Origin of the sequence: Pseudomonas fakonensis (genome assembly GCF_019139895.1) — a bacterium.
Lineage (GTDB): Bacteria > Pseudomonadota > Gammaproteobacteria > Pseudomonadales > Pseudomonadaceae > Aquipseudomonas > Aquipseudomonas fakonensis.
In genome coordinates this window covers 1461647-1478964 of the sequence record NZ_CP077076.1, presented here as the reverse complement: position 1 = coordinate 1478964, position 17318 = coordinate 1461647, and the positions used below count along the sequence as shown (strand labels likewise).

Sequence of the window (17318 nt, the reverse complement as noted above, 5' to 3'; positions counted from 1 at the left end):
GCAAGCCGGCTCCTACAGGGGCCGCGTTTGCTTTGGGCTTTGCACGCTACCGATTACCCGCGGGCAATCTCCACCTGCCCGTCGCTGATCCGCGCCGGCCACACCGGCAGCGCCTGCTGCGGGTCTTCCAGGCAACGACCGCTGGCCAGGCAGAAGTGCTGCTTGTACAGCGGTGCGGCGACCACCACATCGCCACCCAGGCTACCCACCAGCCCGCGGCCGATGATGTTGGCGCCCGAGCGCGGGTCGCGGTTGCCCACCGCGTACAACTCGCGGCCCTGGCCTGGCAGGTAGAACAGCGCCACCTGCTGGCCCTGGTGCCACACCACCACGCCGGAGTCGGCGACCAGGTCGTCGGCGGCGCACACTTCCAGCCAGTTGATATCAGCCTTCACAGCAGCATTGGACAGGTTCATCACACAGCCTCCTCATGGGTGGGAATCAGGTGCAGCGCTGCCGCCGGGCGGCGCTGGCCGCGTTCGCGGACAAAGTGCACATCGGGGTCGGCGCGCTTGTCGTTGACGAAGGTACGGAAGCGCTTGAGTTTTTCCGGGTCGCTCAGGGCGTTGGCCCATTCGCATTCGTACTGCTCGACCACGTGTTGCATCTGCGCCTCAAGCTCGGCGGCCAGGCCCAGGCTGTCGTCCAGCACCACCTGCTTGAGGTAGTCCAGGCCGCCTTCGAGGTTCTCGCGCCATACCGAGGTGCGCTGCAGCTTGTCGGCGGTGCGGATGTAGAACATCAGCACACGGTCGATCAGGCGCACCAGGGTTTCGTCGTCAAGGTCGGTGGCGAACAGCTCGGCGTGGCGCGGGCGCATGCCGCCGTTGCCGCACACGTAGAGGTTCCAGCCCTTGTCGGTGGCGATCACGCCGATATCCTTGCTTTGCGCCTCGGCGCACTCGCGGGTGCAACCCGATACCGCGAACTTGAGCTTGTGCGGGCTGCGCAGGCCCTTGTAGCGGTCTTCCAGGCGCAAGGCCATGGCCACGCTGTCCTGCACGCCATAGCGGCACCAGGTGCTGCCCACGCAGGACTTCACCGTACGGGTCGACTTGCCGTAGGCGTGGCCGGTTTCGAAGCCGGCCTCGATCAGCTCGCCCCAGATCAACGGCAGCTCGTGCAACTGGGCGCCGAACAGGTCGATGCGCTGGCCGCCGGTGATCTTGGTGTAGAGGTCGTACTTTTTCGCCACCTGGCCGATGACGATGAGTTTTTCCGGGGTGATCTCGCCGCCCGGGATGCGCGGCACCACCGAGTAGGTGCCGTTTTTCTGCATGTTGGCCATGAATGTGTCGTTGGTGTCCTGCAGCGGCACCAGCGCCGGGTCCATGATCGGCTGGTTCCAGCACGAGGCGAGGATGTTACCCACCGCCGGCTTGCAGATATCGCAACCGACATGCCCCTGGCCATGGCGCTCGAGCAGCTCGGCGAAGGTGCGGATGCCTTCCACCCGCACCAGGGCGTAAAGTTCCTGGCGGGTGTAGGCAAAGTGCTCGCACAGGCTCTTGTCCACGGTCACGCCACGGGCGGTGAGCTCATGCTCGAACACCTGCTTGAGCAGCGCCGCGCAACCGCCGCAGCCACTGGCGGCCTTGGTGCAGGCCTTGACCGAGGCGAGGTCGCCGCAGCCGCTGTCGATGGCCGCGCACACCGCGCCCTTGCTGACGTTGTGGCACGAGCAGATGGTCGCGCTGTCGGGCAGTGCATCGGCGCCCAGGGCCGGCGCGCCACCGCCCTGCGGCAGAATCAGCGTGGCCGGGTCGGCGGGCAGCTTGATGCCGTTCTGGGCGTACTGCAGCAGGGTGTCGTAGTAGCTGTTGTCGCCCACCAGCACCGCGCCGAGCACGTGCTTGCCGCTGGCATCCACCACCAGGCGGCGGTACGAGGCGTTGGCCTCGTCGATGTAGCGGTAGCTGCGCGCACCGGGGGTGGCGCCGTGAGCGTCGCCGATGGAGCCTACGTCAACGCCCAGCAGCTTGAGCTTGGTCGACATGTCGGCGCCGGTGAAGGCCTGGGCCTGCTCGCCCATCAGCAAGGCGGCCAGGTTACGGGCCATGGCATAGCCCGGGGCGACCAGGCCGAACACGCTGCCGTTCCACGAGGCGCACTCGCCGATGGCGAAGATGCGCGGGTCGCTGGTGGTGCAGTGGTTATCGATCACCACCCCGCCACGGGCGGCGATATCCAGGCCGCAGGCACGGCCCAGGGCGTCCTGCGGGCGAATGCCGGCAGAGAACACCACCAGGTCGGTTTCCAGGTGTTCGCCGCCGTCGAAGTTCATGCGGTAGCGGTAGTCGGCGCCTGCACTGATCGACTGGGTGGCGCGGGACAGGTGTACACCCACGCCCAACGCTTCGATCTGCGCCTTGAGCGCAGCGCCGCCTTCGCTGTCCAGTTGCACCGGCATCAGCCGCGGGGCGAACTCCACCACATGGGCTTCCAGGCCCAGGGACTTGAGCGCGTTGGCCGCCTCCAGCCCGAGCAGGCCACCACCTACCACCACGCCACGGCGGGCCGAACCTGCGGCTGCACGAATGGCGTCGAGGTCATCGAGGGTGCGGTAGACCAGGCGGGCATCGCCTGCCGAGCCCTCGATCGGCGGCACGAAGGGGTAAGAGCCGGTGGCCAGCACCAGTTGGTCGTAGCCGTAGCGGCCCTCGGCGGTGACCACCTCGGCGCGTTCGCGGTCGATTTGCAGCACCGCCTCGCCCAGGTGCAGGTGCACACCGCTGTCTGGATAGAAGGCCTGGTCGCACAGGGCCAGGGTTTCGGCACAGCTGCCGGTGAAGTACTCGGACAGGTGCACGCGGTCATAGGCGCGCTGGCGCTCTTCGCCGAACACGTGCAGCTCGAAGCGCTCGAGCGCGCCGCGGGCCACCAGTTGTTCGACACAGTGGTGGCCGACCATGCCGTTGCCGACGATGACCAGTCGCCCTTTGGGTGCACCGCTCGCTGTTGCGTTCATAGCCGATCCTCGATCACGGAAAACAAAAAGGCGCCTGGAGCCGAAGCTCCAGGCGCCTTTGCCTGTACTCATCAGTGTGAGGCCCCTGGGCGATCGCCGTTGATCGGTGGGGCTGTTGTGCAGGTAGCAAAGCAGGGAGTGTGCCAAGTAATGCCGGGGATTGGCGTGGGAGCGGGCTTGCCCCGCGATAGAGGCATTGGCGCCTGCCGTGTACGCCCTTCAGATCGCCATCGCGGGGCAAGCCCGCTCCCACGCCAACCTCCACAGGGATCGAATATGAACCAACCCGGTGCAACCTTCCCCACTCTGGTGCACCCATCAATACACATCACGCCGATAACGCTTGTCGCGCCCCAATGCTTCGACATAGGCCGCCGCCGCGTCGGCATCCATACCGCCGTGCTCGGCCACCACCTGGCGCAGCGCCGCATCCACATCCTTGGCCATGCGCTGGGCATCGCCACACACATAAACGTATGCGCCTTTTTGCAACCAGTTCCACAACTCGGCGCCGTGCTCCAGCAGGCGGTGCTGCACGTAGATCTTCTCGGCCTGGTCACGGGAGAACGCAGTGCTCAGGCGCAGGTGGCCGCAGGCCTCCCAGGCCTGCAACTGCTCGCGGTAGTAGAAGTCGCAGGCCGCCTGCTGCTCGCCGAAGAACAGCCAATTACCGCCACTGGCCCCACGCACTTCGCGCTCTTCCAAAAAACCCTTGAACGGTGCGATGCCGGTGCCGGGGCCGATCATGATGATCGGCGTGCTGTCGTCGTCGGGCAGGTGAAAGTGCTTGGACGGCTGCGGAAAAATCGCCACCTCCAGTGCCCCGGCGCGGTCGGCGAGAAACGCCGAACACACGCCCTTGCGTTCGCCGTAACGCACGGTCGAGGTGGTCAGGTGCACCTGGCCTGGGTGGGCGGCAGGGCTTGAACTGATGGAATACAGACGCGGCTGCAATGGCTTGAGCAGCGTCAGCCAGGTGTCCAGCGGCAGTTGCCGGGGGAAGGCGCGCAGCACATCGGCCAGTTGCCGGCCCCACAGCCAGTCCTTGAGTTCGGCCTTGTGCTCGGGCAGCAGCAAGCGCTGTAACTGTGCGTGGCCTTGGCTAAACAGTTCGAGCTGCGCGGTGCTCACCCGGGTGATGTCCAGGTGGCGCTCCAGGGCACTGGCCAGCGGCATCGGTGCCTGGCCCTTGAGCTCGACCCTGGCCTCGCCGTCCAGTTGCATCAGCTCGAGCAGCTCTGCCACCAGCGCCGGGCAGTTGCGCGGCCACACGCCCAGGGCATCACCGGGCTGGTAGGTGAACCCACTGCCGCGCAGGTCGAATACCATCTGCCGGGTTTCCTTGCTCGACCCCGGGCCATTGAGCAGGCGGTTTTCCAGCAGCGGCGCCTGCCAGGGCTGCTGTTTGCTGTAGCCGACGGTTTGCTCAAGCTGTGCAGGCGCAGGCTCGGTGCTGCCCAGTTGCCCGAGCAGCGCCTCCAGCCAGGCATTGAAGGCGTCGTCGAAGTCCGGCTCGCAGTCGACCCGCGCCAGCAGCCGCTTCGCACCGAGGTCGGCCAGGCGCTGGTCGAGCTTGCGGCCGAAGCCGCAGAACTGGTCGTAGCTCGAATCCCCCAGTGCCAGCACGGCATAAGGCAGCGTGGCACAGTGCCCGCCCTCCTCGCCCTGCAACGCCTGCCAGAACGCCGCACCGCTGTCGGGGGCCTCGCCGTCACCGAAGGTGCTGGCGATCAGCAGCACGCTGGCGGCGCCCTGCAATTGCACGGGGCTCACCGCCTCCATGCTGCTCAGTTCCACGGCCAGGCCGGCACCGCGCAAACGCTCGGCGCAGCGTTCGGCCAGGGCCTCGCCATTGCCGGTTTGCGAGGCCCACAGCACCCGGTGCAGCGGCGCCTGCTGCAACACCTGCGCAACTGCAGCCGGCTGGGCGAACAGCCCGGCCAACAGGCCGTCGACGAACAGCCGCCGTGTGGGGGCCAGTGGCGCGCTGGCCGGCAGGCTCGGCACGCCCTCGGCGCGGGCCTGGCCCAGGCCCAGTAGAAAGCCTTGCAGGTAATGGCGCTCGTCCTCGGCCAGCACCGGGGCCGGCAAGGCGTCCAGGCCGAGCAGGCGGGACAGGGTGGCGGTCGGCATGCTGGTGGGCTCCGAAGGGGTGGCGGTGGTCAGGTCGAGGGCGTCGATGCGTTCACCGGCCACCCGCTCCAGGGCCACGGCGCAGTGCTTGAAGGCCGGTTGCAGCGAGGTGGGGTCGACGGCATCGCAGGTCACGGCGTTGATCGCCCATTGTTCGCCGTACAGGTCGTTCCAGTGAAACGGCGCGAAGCAGCCGCCGGGCAGCACGCGGTCACTGAGCCGGGCCGGCAGCACGGCCTGCCCGCGGCGCGAACGGATTGCCACCTGGTCCTTGTCGCGCACGCCCAGGCGGCGGGCATCATCGGGGTGAAGCTCGACGAAGGGGCCGGGCTCGAGCTTGTTCAGGCTCGGCACCTTGCCGGTCTTGGTCAGGGTGTGCCACTGATGCTGCACGCGGCCAGTGTTGAGCACGAAGGGGAAGGCCTCGTCCGGCAGCTCTGCCGGCGGCAGCCAGGGGCGGGCGAAGAAGCGCGCCTTGCCGCTGGCGGTGGGGAAGGCCAGCGCCGGCTGCGCGCCATCAGCATCGAGCAGCAGTTGCTGGCTGACGCCGTCGTTGTGGTAACGCTGCGGGCTGCGGTCATCATCGCGCCCAGGGGCGCAGGGCCATTGGCGCGGTTGCTGGCGCAGCTCGGGGTAGCCGATGCCGCGCAGGTCGTAGCCGGTGGCCGGGTTCCAGAAATGGCGGATTTCGTCGTACACCGCTTCGGCGTCGGGGTAGTCGAAGGCCTCGCTGTAGCCCATGGCGCAGGCGATGCGGGCAATGATGCGCCAGTCTTCCAGGCTGTCGCCGGGGGGCTCGACGGCGCGTGGCATCAGGGTGAGGTTGCGCTCGCTGTTGATCATCACCCCCTCGCCTTCGGCCCACAGCGCGGCGGGCAGCAGAATGTCGGCGTAGCGGTTGGTCTCGCTGTCGAGAAACGCATCCTGGCAGATCACCAGTTCAGCCTGGGTGAGGCCGTCGATCACCTGCTGGCGGTTGGCGACACTGGCCACCGGGTTGCTGCAGATGATCCAGCAGGCCTTCACTTCACCGGTTTTCATCTGCTCGAACAGCGCCACGGTACCCTCGCCGCCTTCACTGCGCAGGCTACCGGCCGGCAACTGCCACTGCTGCTCGACGAACGCCCGGTCGGCCTCGACCTGCGCCGAGCGCTGCCCCGGCAAACCCGGGCCCATGTAGCCCATCTCGCGCCCGCCCATGGCGTTGGGCTGGCCGGTGAGCGAAAACGGCCCGCTGCCAGGGCGGCAGATGGCGCCGGTGGCCAGGTGCAGGTTGCACAGCGCGTTGCTGTGCCAGGTGCCATGGATGCTCTGGTTCAGGCCCATGGTCCAGCAGCTCATCCACGCGCCGGCCTCGCCGATCAGCCGGGCAGCCTCTTCAATGGCCCCAGGCGCAAGGCCGGTGATGGCCGCAACGCGTTCGGGGGTGTAGTCGGCAAGAAACGCCGGCATGTCATCCCAGCCTTCGGTGTGCCGGGCAATGAACGCGGCGTCGGTATGGCCGTTCAGGTGCAGCAGGTGCAACAGGCCGTTGAGCAGCGCCATGTCGGTGCCCGGGCGCAGTTGCAGGAACAGGTGCGCCTTGTCGGCGGTGGCGCTGCGCCTGGGGTCGACGACGATCAGCCTGGCCCCGGCCTTGAGGCGGTCGAGCAGGCGCAGGAAGAGGATGGGGTGACAGTCGGCCATGTTCGCGCCGATTACCAGAAACACCTCGGCGCGCTCGAAATCCTGGTAGCTGCCGGGCGGGCCGTCAGCGCCCAGTGACTGCTTGTAGCCGCTGCCGGCGCTGGCCATGCACAGCCGCGAGTTGGACTCGATATGGCGGGTGCGGATAAAGCCCTTGGCCAGCTTGTTGGCCAGGTACTGGGCCTCCAGCGACATCTGCCCGGACACGTACAGGGCCACGGCGTCGGGGCCGTGCTGGTCGATGATCGCGCGCAGGCGCGTGGCCGCCTCGTCGATGGCCGCCGGCATGGCGCTGCGCACCGGCTGCTGCTGGCGCTGGCGGCGCACGAAGGCCTGGGCCATGCGCCCGGCGTCCAGCGGCACGTGGGCGGTCAGGCCCTTGGTGCACAGGCGGCCGAAGTTGCTGGGGTGCAGTTTGTCACCGCTGACCTTGACCACCTTGCCGTCGCGCACGCTCATGACGATGCCGCACCCGACCCCGCAATACGGGCAAACGCTGCGTACCTCGCTGCTGCTCATCGGCGATCTCCTGCTGCAGAAACGGCAAAGGCGCCGGCTGCCCCGCCTGCTGATGGCAAGCGGGGCAACACGGCGCCTTCGTCGTGATGAATAGCGGCCATCGTCGTTGATGGCCTGGATACTTGAGCGAGAGCAAATCCCGGGCCAACCCCATCCCCCTGTAGGAGCCGGCTTGCCGGCGATGAGGCCGCTGCCCTCATGCACCTCAATGGTGAATCACGCACCAACAGGTGGCACGCGCTCACCCCAAGACGATATGATTCATATACGTTTCATATACAAAGGTAACCCCCATGGGCATCGTCAAGATCTGCGACGACCTCCACGAAGACCTGCGCATCGCCAGCGCCGCCCTGTCGCGCTCGATCAACGCCCAGGCCGAACACTGGATCCGCATCGGAATGCTGGCCGAGCTGCACCCCCAGGCCACCTACCAGGAACTGCTGCGCCAGCTGCTGCGCCAGGAGCAGGCCAAGCTCAAGGAACTGCTGCAATGAGCAAGGTAATTCTCAAGGGCCCCGCCGAGCTTGCCCTGATGCGCCGCGCCGGCGACCTGCTGGCCCAGGTGTTCGCCCACCTGGATGGCTTCATCCGCCCCGGGGTGAGCACCCTGCAGATCAACGACTGCGCCGAGGCGTTCATCGTCGAGCAGCTCAAGGCACGGCCGGCGAGCAAGGGGCAGTATGGTTTCCCCTACGCCCTGAACACCTCGGTGGACCATGTGGTGTGCCACGGCATGCCCAGGGCTGACGAGGTGCTGGCCGAGGGTTCGATCGTCAATGTGGATATCACCCTGGAGCAAGGTGGCTACATTGCCGACTCGTCGAAGATGTACTGTATCGGGCAAATCAGCGCCGACGCTCGGCGCCTGGTGGACACCACCTACCAGGCGCTGTGGAAAGGCATCGAGCAGGTACGCCCAGGGGCGACCCTCGGGGATATCGGCCATGCCATTCAGGTGCATGCCGAGGCGGCGGGCTACAGCGTGGTGCGCGAGTATTGCGGCCATGGCATCGGCCAGCAGATGCACGAGGCGCCCGAGGTGTTGCACTTCGGTGAGCGCGGGATGGGGCTGAAGCTGCAGCCGGGGATGGTGTTTACCATCGAGCCGATGATCAACCAGGGCGGGCGCGGGACCCGGGGGTTGCGCGATGGCTGGACGGTGATCACCCGGGACCGCAGCTTGTCGGCGCAGTGGGAGCATACGGTGGCGGTGACCGAGAGTGGGTATGAGGTTTTGACCTTGCGGGGGGAGGAGCGGGGGTAGGGGCTGAGAGGGTGGCCCCCGATTACCCCGCCACACCCCATTGCATTACAATCCCCAGCGCCCCAGCAAGGACCCCATCATGGACGAACCCGCACAAAACTGGCTGCACGCCCTGTCAGCCCCCATGGCCGCCCTCAACGGCGCCAGCTACACCGCCCCCGATTACTACGAAGACGAAGAGCAAGCCGACCTCGAACGCTGGTGGGGCATCAGCAATCGCGCCCAGTTGCTGGGCATGCTGGGCATGGCCGACACCGGCCATGCCACCGAGCTGGCCGGCGCCTACTGGCAATACCAACGCTGCCTGCCCAGCCAGTGGCAAGCCCTGCTGGACAGCCTCGAACCCCGCCAGCGCATCCTGCACCAGTATGCCGCGCATACCTTCCCCGACTGCGGCCCCGGCGGCACCCGCGCCTGGGACCTGGCGCGCATGGGCTACCTGCTGCGCGCCGGGCTGAAAAAAAGCTACATCAGCCTCGACGAAAGCCTCTACCTGCATTACCGCCTGGCCCTGCGCGCCCGCCACTACTACAACCGCTGGGACCGCTACCTGGCCGGCTACCTGTTCGGCAAGGCGCTGTGGAACATCGCCAACGACAGCAGCGACGAGCAACTGGCCGCAGGCCTGGAACGCCAGGGCAGCGACCACTGGAACCGCTGCATCGTGCTCAACCTGCGCCACGGCGCCCAGGACCTGCTGGCCGGGCTGCCATGGGACATGGAACTGCCCGAACCACCCCGCCCCGCCACGCTGGAAGAGGACTGCTGGTCATGAGCTGCTGGATTCGCCTGGGCATCGAACCGACCCAGGACCTCGATGCCATTCGCCTGGCCTACCGCGGCCGCCTGCCCGCGCATCACCCCGAGACTGACCCTGAAGGCTTCCAGGCCCTGCGCGAAGCCTACGAACAGGCCCTGCGCCTGGCCCGCGAGCCTGATGCCGCGCAAGAAGCGCAGCCCACTTCGCAAGCAGAAGCCACCCACCCTGCCCTGCAGCGCTTCTACGACCTGCTCGAAGACCCGGCCCAGCGCTTCGACCCGCAGGCCTGGCAAAGCTACATCGCCGCGCTGGACGACCTGCCGCTGGATGAACTCGACCAGCTCAGCGGCCAGTTGCTGCACACCCTGTACGACTGTGGGCCGTTGTCCCACCACTGCGCCGGCCTGCTGGCGCGGCGCCTGGCCTGGGCCGACCAGCTGTTGCGCCTGGACAACCCGCAACACGCCGAAGCCCTGCTCGACCGCCTGGAGCAGCCCGACCCGTTCGACACCGTACTGATGCGCGACTGGCCGGCCACTGCGCAGATGGAAGCCCTGTGGTACCTGCGCAGCCTCGAATACTGCTACCAGCAACGGCCGCTGTTCGAGTACGAGGAGTTCGCCAACGAGCACACCTGCCTGGCGCTGCCCGATGACCCGGCGCTGATCCAGCGCCTGATGCAGCAGTTCTGCCATGCCGGCGTGGCCAGCCCGAGCTTTTACGAGCAGTTGCTGGAGCGCCAGGCCCAGGGTGAAGACAGCGCCGACCTGCTCTACCTGCTGGCCCGCCAGGCCAGCGCCCTGGGCGCCGAGCAGGATGCCCTAGGCTACTGGCTGCGCCTGTACCGCGAGCACCAGCACCCGCAGGCCGAACGCTGGCTGATCGACATCTGCTCGCGCGACCAGCCGCTGCGCCTGCCGCTGCTGATCCAGGCCATGGACCGCCAGCAAACCCCGGCCAACTGGCCAACCGACCTGGCCGACCCGGCCCAGGCCTGGGGCAGCCCCGGGCAGTCGCCGCAAACCTTGATGCGCTGGTCGGCGGCGGCACGCCTGCAACTGGACGGCATCGCCGGCCTGTTCATCGACTGGCGCCTGGACGGCGATGATGAACTGCCGCTGCTGGCCTGGCTGCTGCAGGACCAGGACGACCGCGAACTGCACCAGCTGTATTGGCATGCCTGGGCCTTGCAACGTGGTGAAACCGGGCTGCTGCGCCTGGTGCTCGCCCACCGCCCGGGCGAGCACCCACTCGATGCACTGATCGTCGAAGGCCTGCAGCGCCAGGCCACCCAGCAAATCCACTGGCTGGAGCAGTCCCCGGTAGCCCAGGCGCTGCAGCACTACTGCCTGAGCGTCACCCCCGAGGCGCCGCTGCCCGCCGGCCTGCTCGAAGACGCCACCCGCCCGCTGTGCCGCGAATGGCTGCGGCGCATGCGCCGCTACACAGCCCAAGCCATCTACGAACTCAACTGCAACTTCGACATGCAGCGTCTGTTCACCGTGCCCTTTGCCATGCAGATGCAGGGCCGCATCGCCGAGGACGGGATCATCCTGCCGCCGATGCCCAAGGGCGAGGAGCTGTGGGAATGGCACCGCCAGCAGCTGTTCATGCTGGCGATGATCGAACAGCCTACACGCTGGCTGGCGCTGATCGACCCGGCCGTCACCGGCCAGTTGCAGTACCCCGATGACCACCCGTTCGCCGCCACCCACGCACGCCTGCTACAACATCAGGGCGGCGGCCTGCTGGGTAGCCTGGAGCGCCAGGACCCGGTGCAGGCGATCATCGCCGCTCGCCTGGCGACCCTCGAACAGGCCTTGAAAAGCGCAAGGCTGCCCAGCGCGGCGCAGTTGCTCGACTGCCTGGACAACGATGACGGCAGCCTGAGCGAGCGCAACACCCTGAGCTACGTGCTGTTGTGCGCAGTGCTGTACCACGACCGCTCGCTGGACGAAGCCCAGCACGCCTCGTTGCACCAACGGCTGATGGCAGTAACAGTGCCAGGCGACTGGTTCGAGCCTTGGCGCCAAGGGCTGCTCGAAGGCAAGATCCGCCGCCCTCCGGCTCAGGCCCTGCGCGAGCTGGGCATGGAGCAGCGATTGGTGCGTAATTTGCTGGAAGCACTGGAGTCGCTGCTGGTTCATTGCACCCCGCCCAAGACCCGTGTGCTGCTTGCGCTGCAGCGGGTCAAGGATGAACCACGGGAAAACCCGGCCCTGCGCTGCGCGATCATGGCCGTGCTTGGCTGGGCCGAGCGCATGCTGGCCAACGACCTGACCGAGCCACCGGCCAAGGTGTGGGAATTCTGGAAGCTCAAAAGCCGCCTGAACCGCACCGGCTTCGCCTTGCACCTGCTGGCCGCGATCCTCAGCGGCTTTTTACTGAAGCTGCTGCCGGCGATGATGGCGGTGACGGTGATATTGGTGATCAGTGGCGCCCTGCGCCGCCTGCGTGACTGCGGCCAGGGCGTGCCGTCACTGCTGGGGGTGCTGGTGCTCAGCCGGGTGTTCCCGGGGCTGGCGCTGGTGCTGCTGGCGGTGCCCGGCAACAAGCTGCCCAACTGCTATGGCCCGGTACCTGGTGAAGCCACCCCGCTGCAAGGTGGCCTGCAGGCCACCTTGCGCCGCCTCAACGGTCAGTAGCGCAGTTCGTCGAGCGCCTGGCTCAGGGCCTGGCGCTCGCGGCTGATCTCCCCGGCCTGCTGCCCGGACAACACCTGATTGAAGGCATCCAGCCAGCTGGCGATCAGCTCGCGCTCATCGCCCAGGCTCTGCATCCAGGCCCGCTCAAGGCGTGCCAGCAAGGTGCGGTTGGGCAGCGTGTCGCGGGGGTGAATCTTGAGCTTGGCCAGGCGCTCCTGGCTGGCCTGGCGCGCCTCGGCATCCAGCCCGGTGGGGCTGCGGTCGATGCTGTGGCTGTGCTTCTGGCCGCTCTCGATGAAGGTGACGTCCACCTCCAGCAGGCCATTGATGTCGTAGCTGAAGCGCACGTCCAGCGACTGGATTTCACCAGTGGGCTGCAACGGGATCTCGAAGCTGTCCACCAGGATGTTGTCGCGCACCCAGGGCCGCTCGCCCTGGTATACGGCGATGCGCACCACCTTTTGCTCGGCATGGCCGCTGTAGAAGCGCTGCACCCGCGAGGTCGGAATCACCGTGTTGCGCTCGATGATCGGCGAAAACGCGCCGGTGACTTCTTCGCCGCGGCTGGAGGCGATGCCCAGGGTGTAGGGGCAGACGTCGGTCAGGATCAACTCGTCGATGGCCGAGTCGCGGGCCTTGCAGGCAGCCTGGCTGGCGGCGCCGAGGGCGACGATGGTATCTGGGTCCAGATGGCGGTACGGCAGGCGACCGAACAGCTTGGCCACCAGTTGCTGCACCTGCGGCATGCGCGTAGCGCCGCCCACCAGCACCAGGCTGTCCAGCTCCTTGGGGCTCAGCCGCGCATCGCGCAGGGCTTGTTCGATGGGCGCGCGCACCCGCGCCAGCAGCGGCGCCCAGATGGACTGCAGCTTGATCTCGTCGACCTGCCACTCACGGGGCTGGCCATCGCCGTTCCAGCGCAAGGTGCCAGTGCCCTCGCCCGCCTGGCGCTTGAGCTGCTCGACGGCATCGTACAGGCTGGCCAGGGCCTGGGGCTCCAGCGCTTCGGCCTTGAGGCCCCAGTCACGCAGGCAGGCTTGCAGCAGTGCCTCGGTGAAGTCTTCACCGCCCAGGTAGTTGTCGCCGGTGGAGGCATGTACCTCGATCAGCGGCAGGGCGTATTCCAGCACGGTGACGTCGAAGGTGCCGCCGCCCAGGTCGAACACCAGAGTGCGCTCGAACTTCTGCTCGTGCAGGCCGTAGGCCATGGCGGCGGCGGTAGGTTCGTTGATCAGCCGCTGCACCCTGAGCCCGGCCAGCTCTGCGGCGAACACCGTGCGCTTGCGTTGCTCGTCGCTGAAATAGGCCGGCACCGAAATCACCGCCTCGCTCACCAGGCAGCCGAGATAGGCCTCGGCATCCTGCTTGAGCGCGCCCAGTACCAAGGCCGACAGCTCTTCAGGGGTGAAGCGGTGTTCGCCCAAGGCATAGCGCTTGTCGCTGCCCATGAAACGTTTGAAGGCGGCGGCGGTAAGCTGCGGGTGGGTGGTCAGGCGGGCCCGGGCGGCCTGGCCGACCAGGATGCTGCCGTCGTCGTCGACACTGACCACCGAAGGGGTCAGCACGTCGCCCAGTGCGTTGGGGATCAGTTGCGCCTGCCCGTCACGCCACACGGCGATCAGGCTGTTGGTGGTACCCAGGTCGATACCCAGGAGCGGAGGCGTTGCGGGGGGAGAGAGGCTGGCATCCTGCATGGTCGGTCTCTTGCTTGCGGAAAGACCCGACGCCCGGCCTGACGGCCTTGGCGGCGGACAGGGGCATTCTGACGCAATGCCGGAAACAAAAAAAGCGACCCTAAGGTCGCTTTTTCTGTTGCTTCAAGGTGTTCAGTGGGCCTTGAAGCATAATATGGCGCGGCGGACGGGACTCGAACCCGCGACCCCCGGCGTGACAGGCCGGTATTCTAACCGACTGAACTACCGCCGCGCTATACATCGAGTGGTGGGTGATGACGGGATCGAACCGCCGACCCTCTGCTTGTAAGGCAGATGCTCTCCCGGCTGAGCTAATCACCCTTCGTCTCGGTGTGGCGCGCATTCTACGGAGGAGCCCCCACCCTGGCAAGCACTTTTTTCAAATTATTTTGAATATTTTTCAAAGACCTAGCGCACCCTCGGTTTTCCTCCTTATTAGTAGGCTGCTGGCCCTCTGACAGGGTTGGCCTGGAAGCACCGCTCGGAGAATAATGCCCGCCTTATGTATTAAGGAGAGATTCCCCCCCATGTGGTTCAAGAACCTGCTGCCCTACCGCCTGACCCAGGATGTCCCGTTCGAGCCTGAAGCACTGGAAGCCGCCCTGGCCAGCAAGCCGGCCCGCCCCTGCGCCAGCCAGGAACTGACCACCTATGGTTTCGTCGCCCCGTTCGGCAAGGGCGAGGACGCGCCGCTGGTGCACGTCAGTGGCGAGTTCCTGCTGATTGCTGCACGTAAAGAAGAGCGCATCCTGCCCAGCAGCGTGGTCAACGACGCGGTGAAGGAGAAGGTCGAGGAGATCGAGACCGAGCAGATGCGCAAGGTCTATAAAAAGGAGCGCGACCAGATCAAGGACGAGATCATCCAGGCCTTCCTGCCGCGCGCGTTCATTCGCCGCTCGATGATCTTCGCCGCCATCGCCCCGCGCCAGGGCCTGGTACTGGTCAACTCGGCCAGCGCCAAGCGCGCCGAAGACCTGCTGTCGACCCTGCGTGAAGTGATGGGCTCGCTGCCGGTGCGCCCGGTCAGCGTGAAGATCGCCCCGGTGGCGACCATGACCGACTGGGTCAAGTCGCAAAGCCCGGCGCCGGACTTCTTCGTACTGGACGAGTGCGAGCTGCGTGACACCGCCGAAGACGGCGGCATCGTGCGCTGCAAGCGCCAGGACCTGACCGGCGAAGAGATCCAGCTGCACCTGAGCACCGGCAAGGTGGTCACCCAACTGGCCCTGGCCTGGCAGGACAAGCTGTCGTTCGTGCTGGACGACAAGACCGTGATCAAGCGCCTGAAGTTCGAAGAGCTGCTGCAGGAACAGGCCGAGCAGGACGCAGGCGATGAAGCCGCGCAGCAGTTCGATGCCAGCTTCCAGCTGATGATGATGACCTTCCGCGAGTTCCTGCCGGCGCTGTTCGAGGCGCTAGGTGGCGAGGAGATCCCGCAGGGGGTCTGAGCCATTTGAAAATGCCGGTGCTGGCCTGAGGCATTTTTCAGGCAGTACTGGCCCTATCGCCGGCAAGCCGGCTCCTACATGCAGGAGCCGGCTTGCCGGCGATAGGGCCCGTGAAAACTACACAGATATAAGTACAAAAGGATCTGCCCCATGCGCGCCCTCGCCGCCCTCAGCCGCTTCGTCGGCAACACCTTCGCCCTCTGGGTGCTGGTGTTCGCTATCCTGGCCTTCCTCATGCCGCAGTGGTTCATCGCGCTCAAGGTGGCCATCGTGCCGCTGCTGGGCCTGGTGATGTTCGGCATGGGCCTGACCCTCAAGCTCGACGACTTCGCCGCCCTGGCCCGCCAGCCGTGGCGGGTGGCGCTGGGGGTGGTGGCGCATTTCGTGATCATGCCGGGCATGGCCTGGCTGCTGTGCCAGCTGTTCCATCTGCCGGCCGAGATCGCCGTGGGGGTGATCCTGGTGGGCTGCTGCCCGAGCGGCACGGCCTCCAACGTGATGGTCTGGCTGTCCCGTGGTGACCTGGCCCTGGCCGTGGCCATTGCCGCGGTGACCACCCTGCTGGCGCCATTGCTGACCCCGGCGCTGATCTGGTTCCTCGCCTCGGCCTGGCTGCCAGTCTCGTTCATGGACATGTTCTGGTCGATCCTGCAATTGGTGATGCTGCCGATCGTGCTTGGCGTGCTGGCCCAGCGCCTGCTGGGCGCACGGGTGCAGGCGGCGGTGCAGGTGCTGCCGCTGGTGTCGGTGGTGAGCATCGTGATGATCGTCTGCGCGGTGGTGGCGGCCAGCCAGGCCAAGATCGCCGAATCCGGCCTTCTGATCATGGCGGTGGTGATGCTGCACAACAGCTTCGGCTACTTGCTAGGGTATCTGACCGGCAAGTTCTGCAAGCTGCCGCTGGCCCAGCGCAAAGCGCTGGCGCTGGAGGTGGGCATGCAGAACTCCGGGCTTGGCGCGGCACTGGCGGCGGCGCACTTCTCACCCTTGGCGGCGGTGCCCAGTGCGCTGTTCAGCGTGTGGCACAACATCTCCGGGGCGCTGCTTTCTACCTGGTTCCGGCGAATGAAAGAACCTGAAAGCCTTGACGGGGAGCTGGCGCAGCCCCGTTGAAGGCACTACCCGGCTGCAACAGCAGCAGGAAGCCCCTCCTGCTGCCGCCTCTTCCCGCATCGCCATAACTTGCCCTCGCCTGAACACCTCAGGCCCTTCGACACAGGAGCAAGCCAATGGACGAATCCAGACTCGACACCTCGAAAACCTTCATCGCCGACCTTTACCTGATCAGAAACGGCGCAAGGTCCCCGATACGCATAAACGACAGCGGATGGCTGCAAGCCATGCAGGGGCAAGTACTGCCCACTACCCTGTGGTTCGGCTGCTACCAGCTGGAGGATGGCGTGGGCTACATCATCAAGGAATACACCAAGGGCGGCGGCCGGAACGGCAGCGTCCTTAGCCTGAATCACAATGACTACCTGGGCTTCTATGCCGATGCGCAAAGACCATGGACTATTCATCACCTTGATGGCCGCGAGCTGGTACCACAAGGCACACCCGAGGCCTCGGTGTCGATTTCGACCAAGGGCGGCAGGCGCTGGACTGCCAGTGGTAACGACTTCAAGGCCTTGAAAGGTGCTGGTAGCGAACTGTTTGTGCACATCCACAAGATTGGCGTGTATCGCTTCTGAACCTGGCGCGGCTTGCCCGCAGCGCTGACGTTGGGCACCATGGCAGCCACGGTGAGGACGGCCTCACGACGCATTGCGTGACATTCGAGGGGACGGCCCCATCCTTTAACACGATGGAGACTCACCATGTCCTGGATCATCCTGTTCTTCGCCGGCCTGTTCGAGGTTGGCTGGGCCGTTGGGCTGAAGTACACCGACGGCTTCACCCGCCCACTGCCCACCGTACTGACCGTTGCCGCCATGGCCGTGAGCCTCGGCCTGCTGGGCCTGGCCATGAAGGAGCTGCCGCTGGGCACCGCCTACGCCATCTGGACTGGTGTGGGCGCGGTGGGTACGGTGATCGCCGGGATCATTCTGTTCGGCGAGTCCATGGCGCTGGTGCGGCTGCTCAGCGTTGCGCTGATCGTCACCGGCTTGATCGGCCTGAAAGTCAGCGCCAGCTGACTCGCCCCCTGTAGGAGCCGGCTTGCCGGCGATGAGGCCCGCTCAGGCAGCGATGTCGCCTGC

The 17318-nt window shown here is 66.4% G+C and carries 12 protein-coding genes and 2 tRNA genes; 8 read left to right on the top strand and 6 right to left on the bottom strand.

Features of this window, described 5'->3' with window-relative positions; genetic code table 11:
- Positions 1-53: 53 nt before the first annotated feature.
- The 3 genes from nirD to KSS94_RS06720 all read right to left on the bottom strand — a co-directional run bounded on the left by nirD (position 54) and on the right by KSS94_RS06720 (position 7306).
- Positions 54-416, bottom strand: coding sequence for a nitrite reductase small subunit NirD (nirD, locus tag KSS94_RS06730; protein ID WP_217842244.1), 363 nt, complete (start codon positions 414-416; stop codon positions 54-56).
- Positions 416-2968 carry a nitrite reductase large subunit NirB gene (nirB, locus tag KSS94_RS06725; RefSeq protein WP_217842243.1) on the bottom strand — a complete coding sequence of 851 codons (2553 nt, stop codon included), beginning with the start codon at positions 2966-2968 and terminating at the stop codon, positions 416-418. The genes nirD and nirB overlap by 1 nt, the downstream gene beginning before the upstream one ends.
- 318 nt (positions 2969-3286) lie before the next feature.
- Positions 3287-7306, bottom strand: coding sequence for a bifunctional nitrate reductase/sulfite reductase flavoprotein subunit alpha (locus KSS94_RS06720; protein WP_217842242.1), 4020 nt, complete (start codon positions 7304-7306; stop codon positions 3287-3289).
- 293 nt (positions 7307-7599) lie between these two features.
- Here KSS94_RS06720 and KSS94_RS06715 point away from each other — a divergent pair, with 293 nt between their 5' ends.
- The 4 genes from KSS94_RS06715 to KSS94_RS06700 all read left to right on the top strand — a co-directional run bounded on the left by KSS94_RS06715 (position 7600) and on the right by KSS94_RS06700 (position 11978).
- Positions 7600-7803 carry a ParD-like family protein gene (locus KSS94_RS06715; protein ID WP_217842241.1) on the top strand — a complete coding sequence of 68 codons (204 nt, stop codon included), beginning with the start codon at positions 7600-7602 and terminating at the stop codon, positions 7801-7803.
- Positions 7800-8573, top strand: a complete 774-nt coding sequence (gene map, locus KSS94_RS06710; protein ID WP_217842240.1) for a type I methionyl aminopeptidase — start codon at positions 7800-7802, stop codon at positions 8571-8573. Before KSS94_RS06715 ends, map begins: the two co-directional genes overlap by 4 nt.
- Positions 8574-8652: 79 nt before the next feature.
- On the top strand, positions 8653-9348 hold the full coding sequence (locus KSS94_RS06705; protein ID WP_217842239.1) for a DUF1266 domain-containing protein: 696 nt from the start codon (positions 8653-8655) through the stop codon (positions 9346-9348).
- The gene (locus tag KSS94_RS06700; protein WP_217842238.1) at positions 9345-11978 is read left to right on the top strand and encodes a J domain-containing protein; all 2634 of its coding nucleotides are present in this window, start codon (positions 9345-9347) and stop codon (positions 11976-11978) included. Before KSS94_RS06705 ends, KSS94_RS06700 begins: the two co-directional genes overlap by 4 nt.
- Here KSS94_RS06700 and KSS94_RS06695 read toward each other — a convergent pair.
- The 3 genes from KSS94_RS06695 to KSS94_RS06685 all read right to left on the bottom strand — a co-directional run bounded on the left by KSS94_RS06695 (position 11972) and on the right by KSS94_RS06685 (position 13993).
- Positions 11972-13672 carry a molecular chaperone HscC gene (locus tag KSS94_RS06695; RefSeq protein ID WP_217842237.1) on the bottom strand — a complete coding sequence of 567 codons (1701 nt, stop codon included), beginning with the start codon at positions 13670-13672 and terminating at the stop codon, positions 11972-11974. The two genes, KSS94_RS06700 and KSS94_RS06695, sit on opposite strands and share 7 nt — an antisense overlap.
- A gap of 155 nt (positions 13673-13827) precedes the next feature.
- Positions 13828-13904 (bottom strand) — tRNA-Asp (locus KSS94_RS06690).
- A gap of 13 nt (positions 13905-13917) precedes the next feature.
- Positions 13918-13993: transfer RNA gene (locus tag KSS94_RS06685), tRNA-Val, on the bottom strand.
- Positions 13994-14199: 206 nt separating this feature from the next.
- Here KSS94_RS06685 and rdgC point away from each other — a divergent pair.
- The 4 genes from rdgC to sugE all read left to right on the top strand — a co-directional run bounded on the left by rdgC (position 14200) and on the right by sugE (position 17255).
- Positions 14200-15120 (top strand): recombination-associated protein RdgC, encoded by a 921-nt coding sequence (gene rdgC / locus KSS94_RS06680; RefSeq protein WP_217842236.1) that lies wholly within the window; start codon positions 14200-14202, stop codon positions 15118-15120.
- A gap of 150 nt (positions 15121-15270) precedes the next feature.
- Positions 15271-16233, top strand: coding sequence for a bile acid:sodium symporter family protein (locus KSS94_RS06675; protein WP_217842235.1), 963 nt, complete (start codon positions 15271-15273; stop codon positions 16231-16233).
- Positions 16234-16349: 116 nt separating this feature from the next.
- On the top strand, positions 16350-16811 hold the full coding sequence (locus tag KSS94_RS06670) for a hypothetical protein (protein WP_217842234.1): 462 nt from the start codon (positions 16350-16352) through the stop codon (positions 16809-16811).
- Between the two features lie 126 nt (positions 16812-16937).
- On the top strand, positions 16938-17255 hold the full coding sequence (sugE, locus tag KSS94_RS06665; RefSeq protein WP_217842233.1) for a quaternary ammonium compound efflux SMR transporter SugE: 318 nt from the start codon (positions 16938-16940) through the stop codon (positions 17253-17255).
- Positions 17256-17318: the final 63 nt, after the last annotated feature.

Excerpts from the sequence above, each read along its gene's own strand:
- rdgC (WP_217842236.1), top strand. The coding sequence starts at position 14,200 with ATGTGGTTCAAGAACCTGCTGCCCTACCGCCTGACCCAGGATGTCCCG.
- map (WP_217842240.1), top strand. The coding sequence starts at position 7,800 with ATGAGCAAGGTAATTCTCAAGGGCCCCGCCGAGCTTGCCCTGATGCGC.
- nirD (WP_217842244.1), bottom strand. The coding sequence starts at position 416 with ATGAACCTGTCCAATGCTGCTGTGAAGGCTGATATCAACTGGCTGGAA.
- nirB (WP_217842243.1), bottom strand. The coding sequence starts at position 2,968 with ATGAACGCAACAGCGAGCGGTGCACCCAAAGGGCGACTGGTCATCGTC.
- KSS94_RS06720 (WP_217842242.1), bottom strand. The coding sequence starts at position 7,306 with ATGAGCAGCAGCGAGGTACGCAGCGTTTGCCCGTATTGCGGGGTCGGG.
- KSS94_RS06675 (WP_217842235.1), top strand. The coding sequence starts at position 15,271 with ATGCGCGCCCTCGCCGCCCTCAGCCGCTTCGTCGGCAACACCTTCGCC.
- KSS94_RS06700 (WP_217842238.1), top strand. The coding sequence starts at position 9,345 with ATGAGCTGCTGGATTCGCCTGGGCATCGAACCGACCCAGGACCTCGAT.
- KSS94_RS06670 (WP_217842234.1), top strand. The coding sequence starts at position 16,350 with ATGGACGAATCCAGACTCGACACCTCGAAAACCTTCATCGCCGACCTT.
- KSS94_RS06715 (WP_217842241.1), top strand. The coding sequence starts at position 7,600 with ATGGGCATCGTCAAGATCTGCGACGACCTCCACGAAGACCTGCGCATC.
- sugE (WP_217842233.1), top strand. The coding sequence starts at position 16,938 with ATGTCCTGGATCATCCTGTTCTTCGCCGGCCTGTTCGAGGTTGGCTGG.
- KSS94_RS06695 (WP_217842237.1), bottom strand. The coding sequence starts at position 13,672 with ATGCAGGATGCCAGCCTCTCTCCCCCCGCAACGCCTCCGCTCCTGGGT.
- KSS94_RS06705 (WP_217842239.1), top strand. The coding sequence starts at position 8,653 with ATGGACGAACCCGCACAAAACTGGCTGCACGCCCTGTCAGCCCCCATG.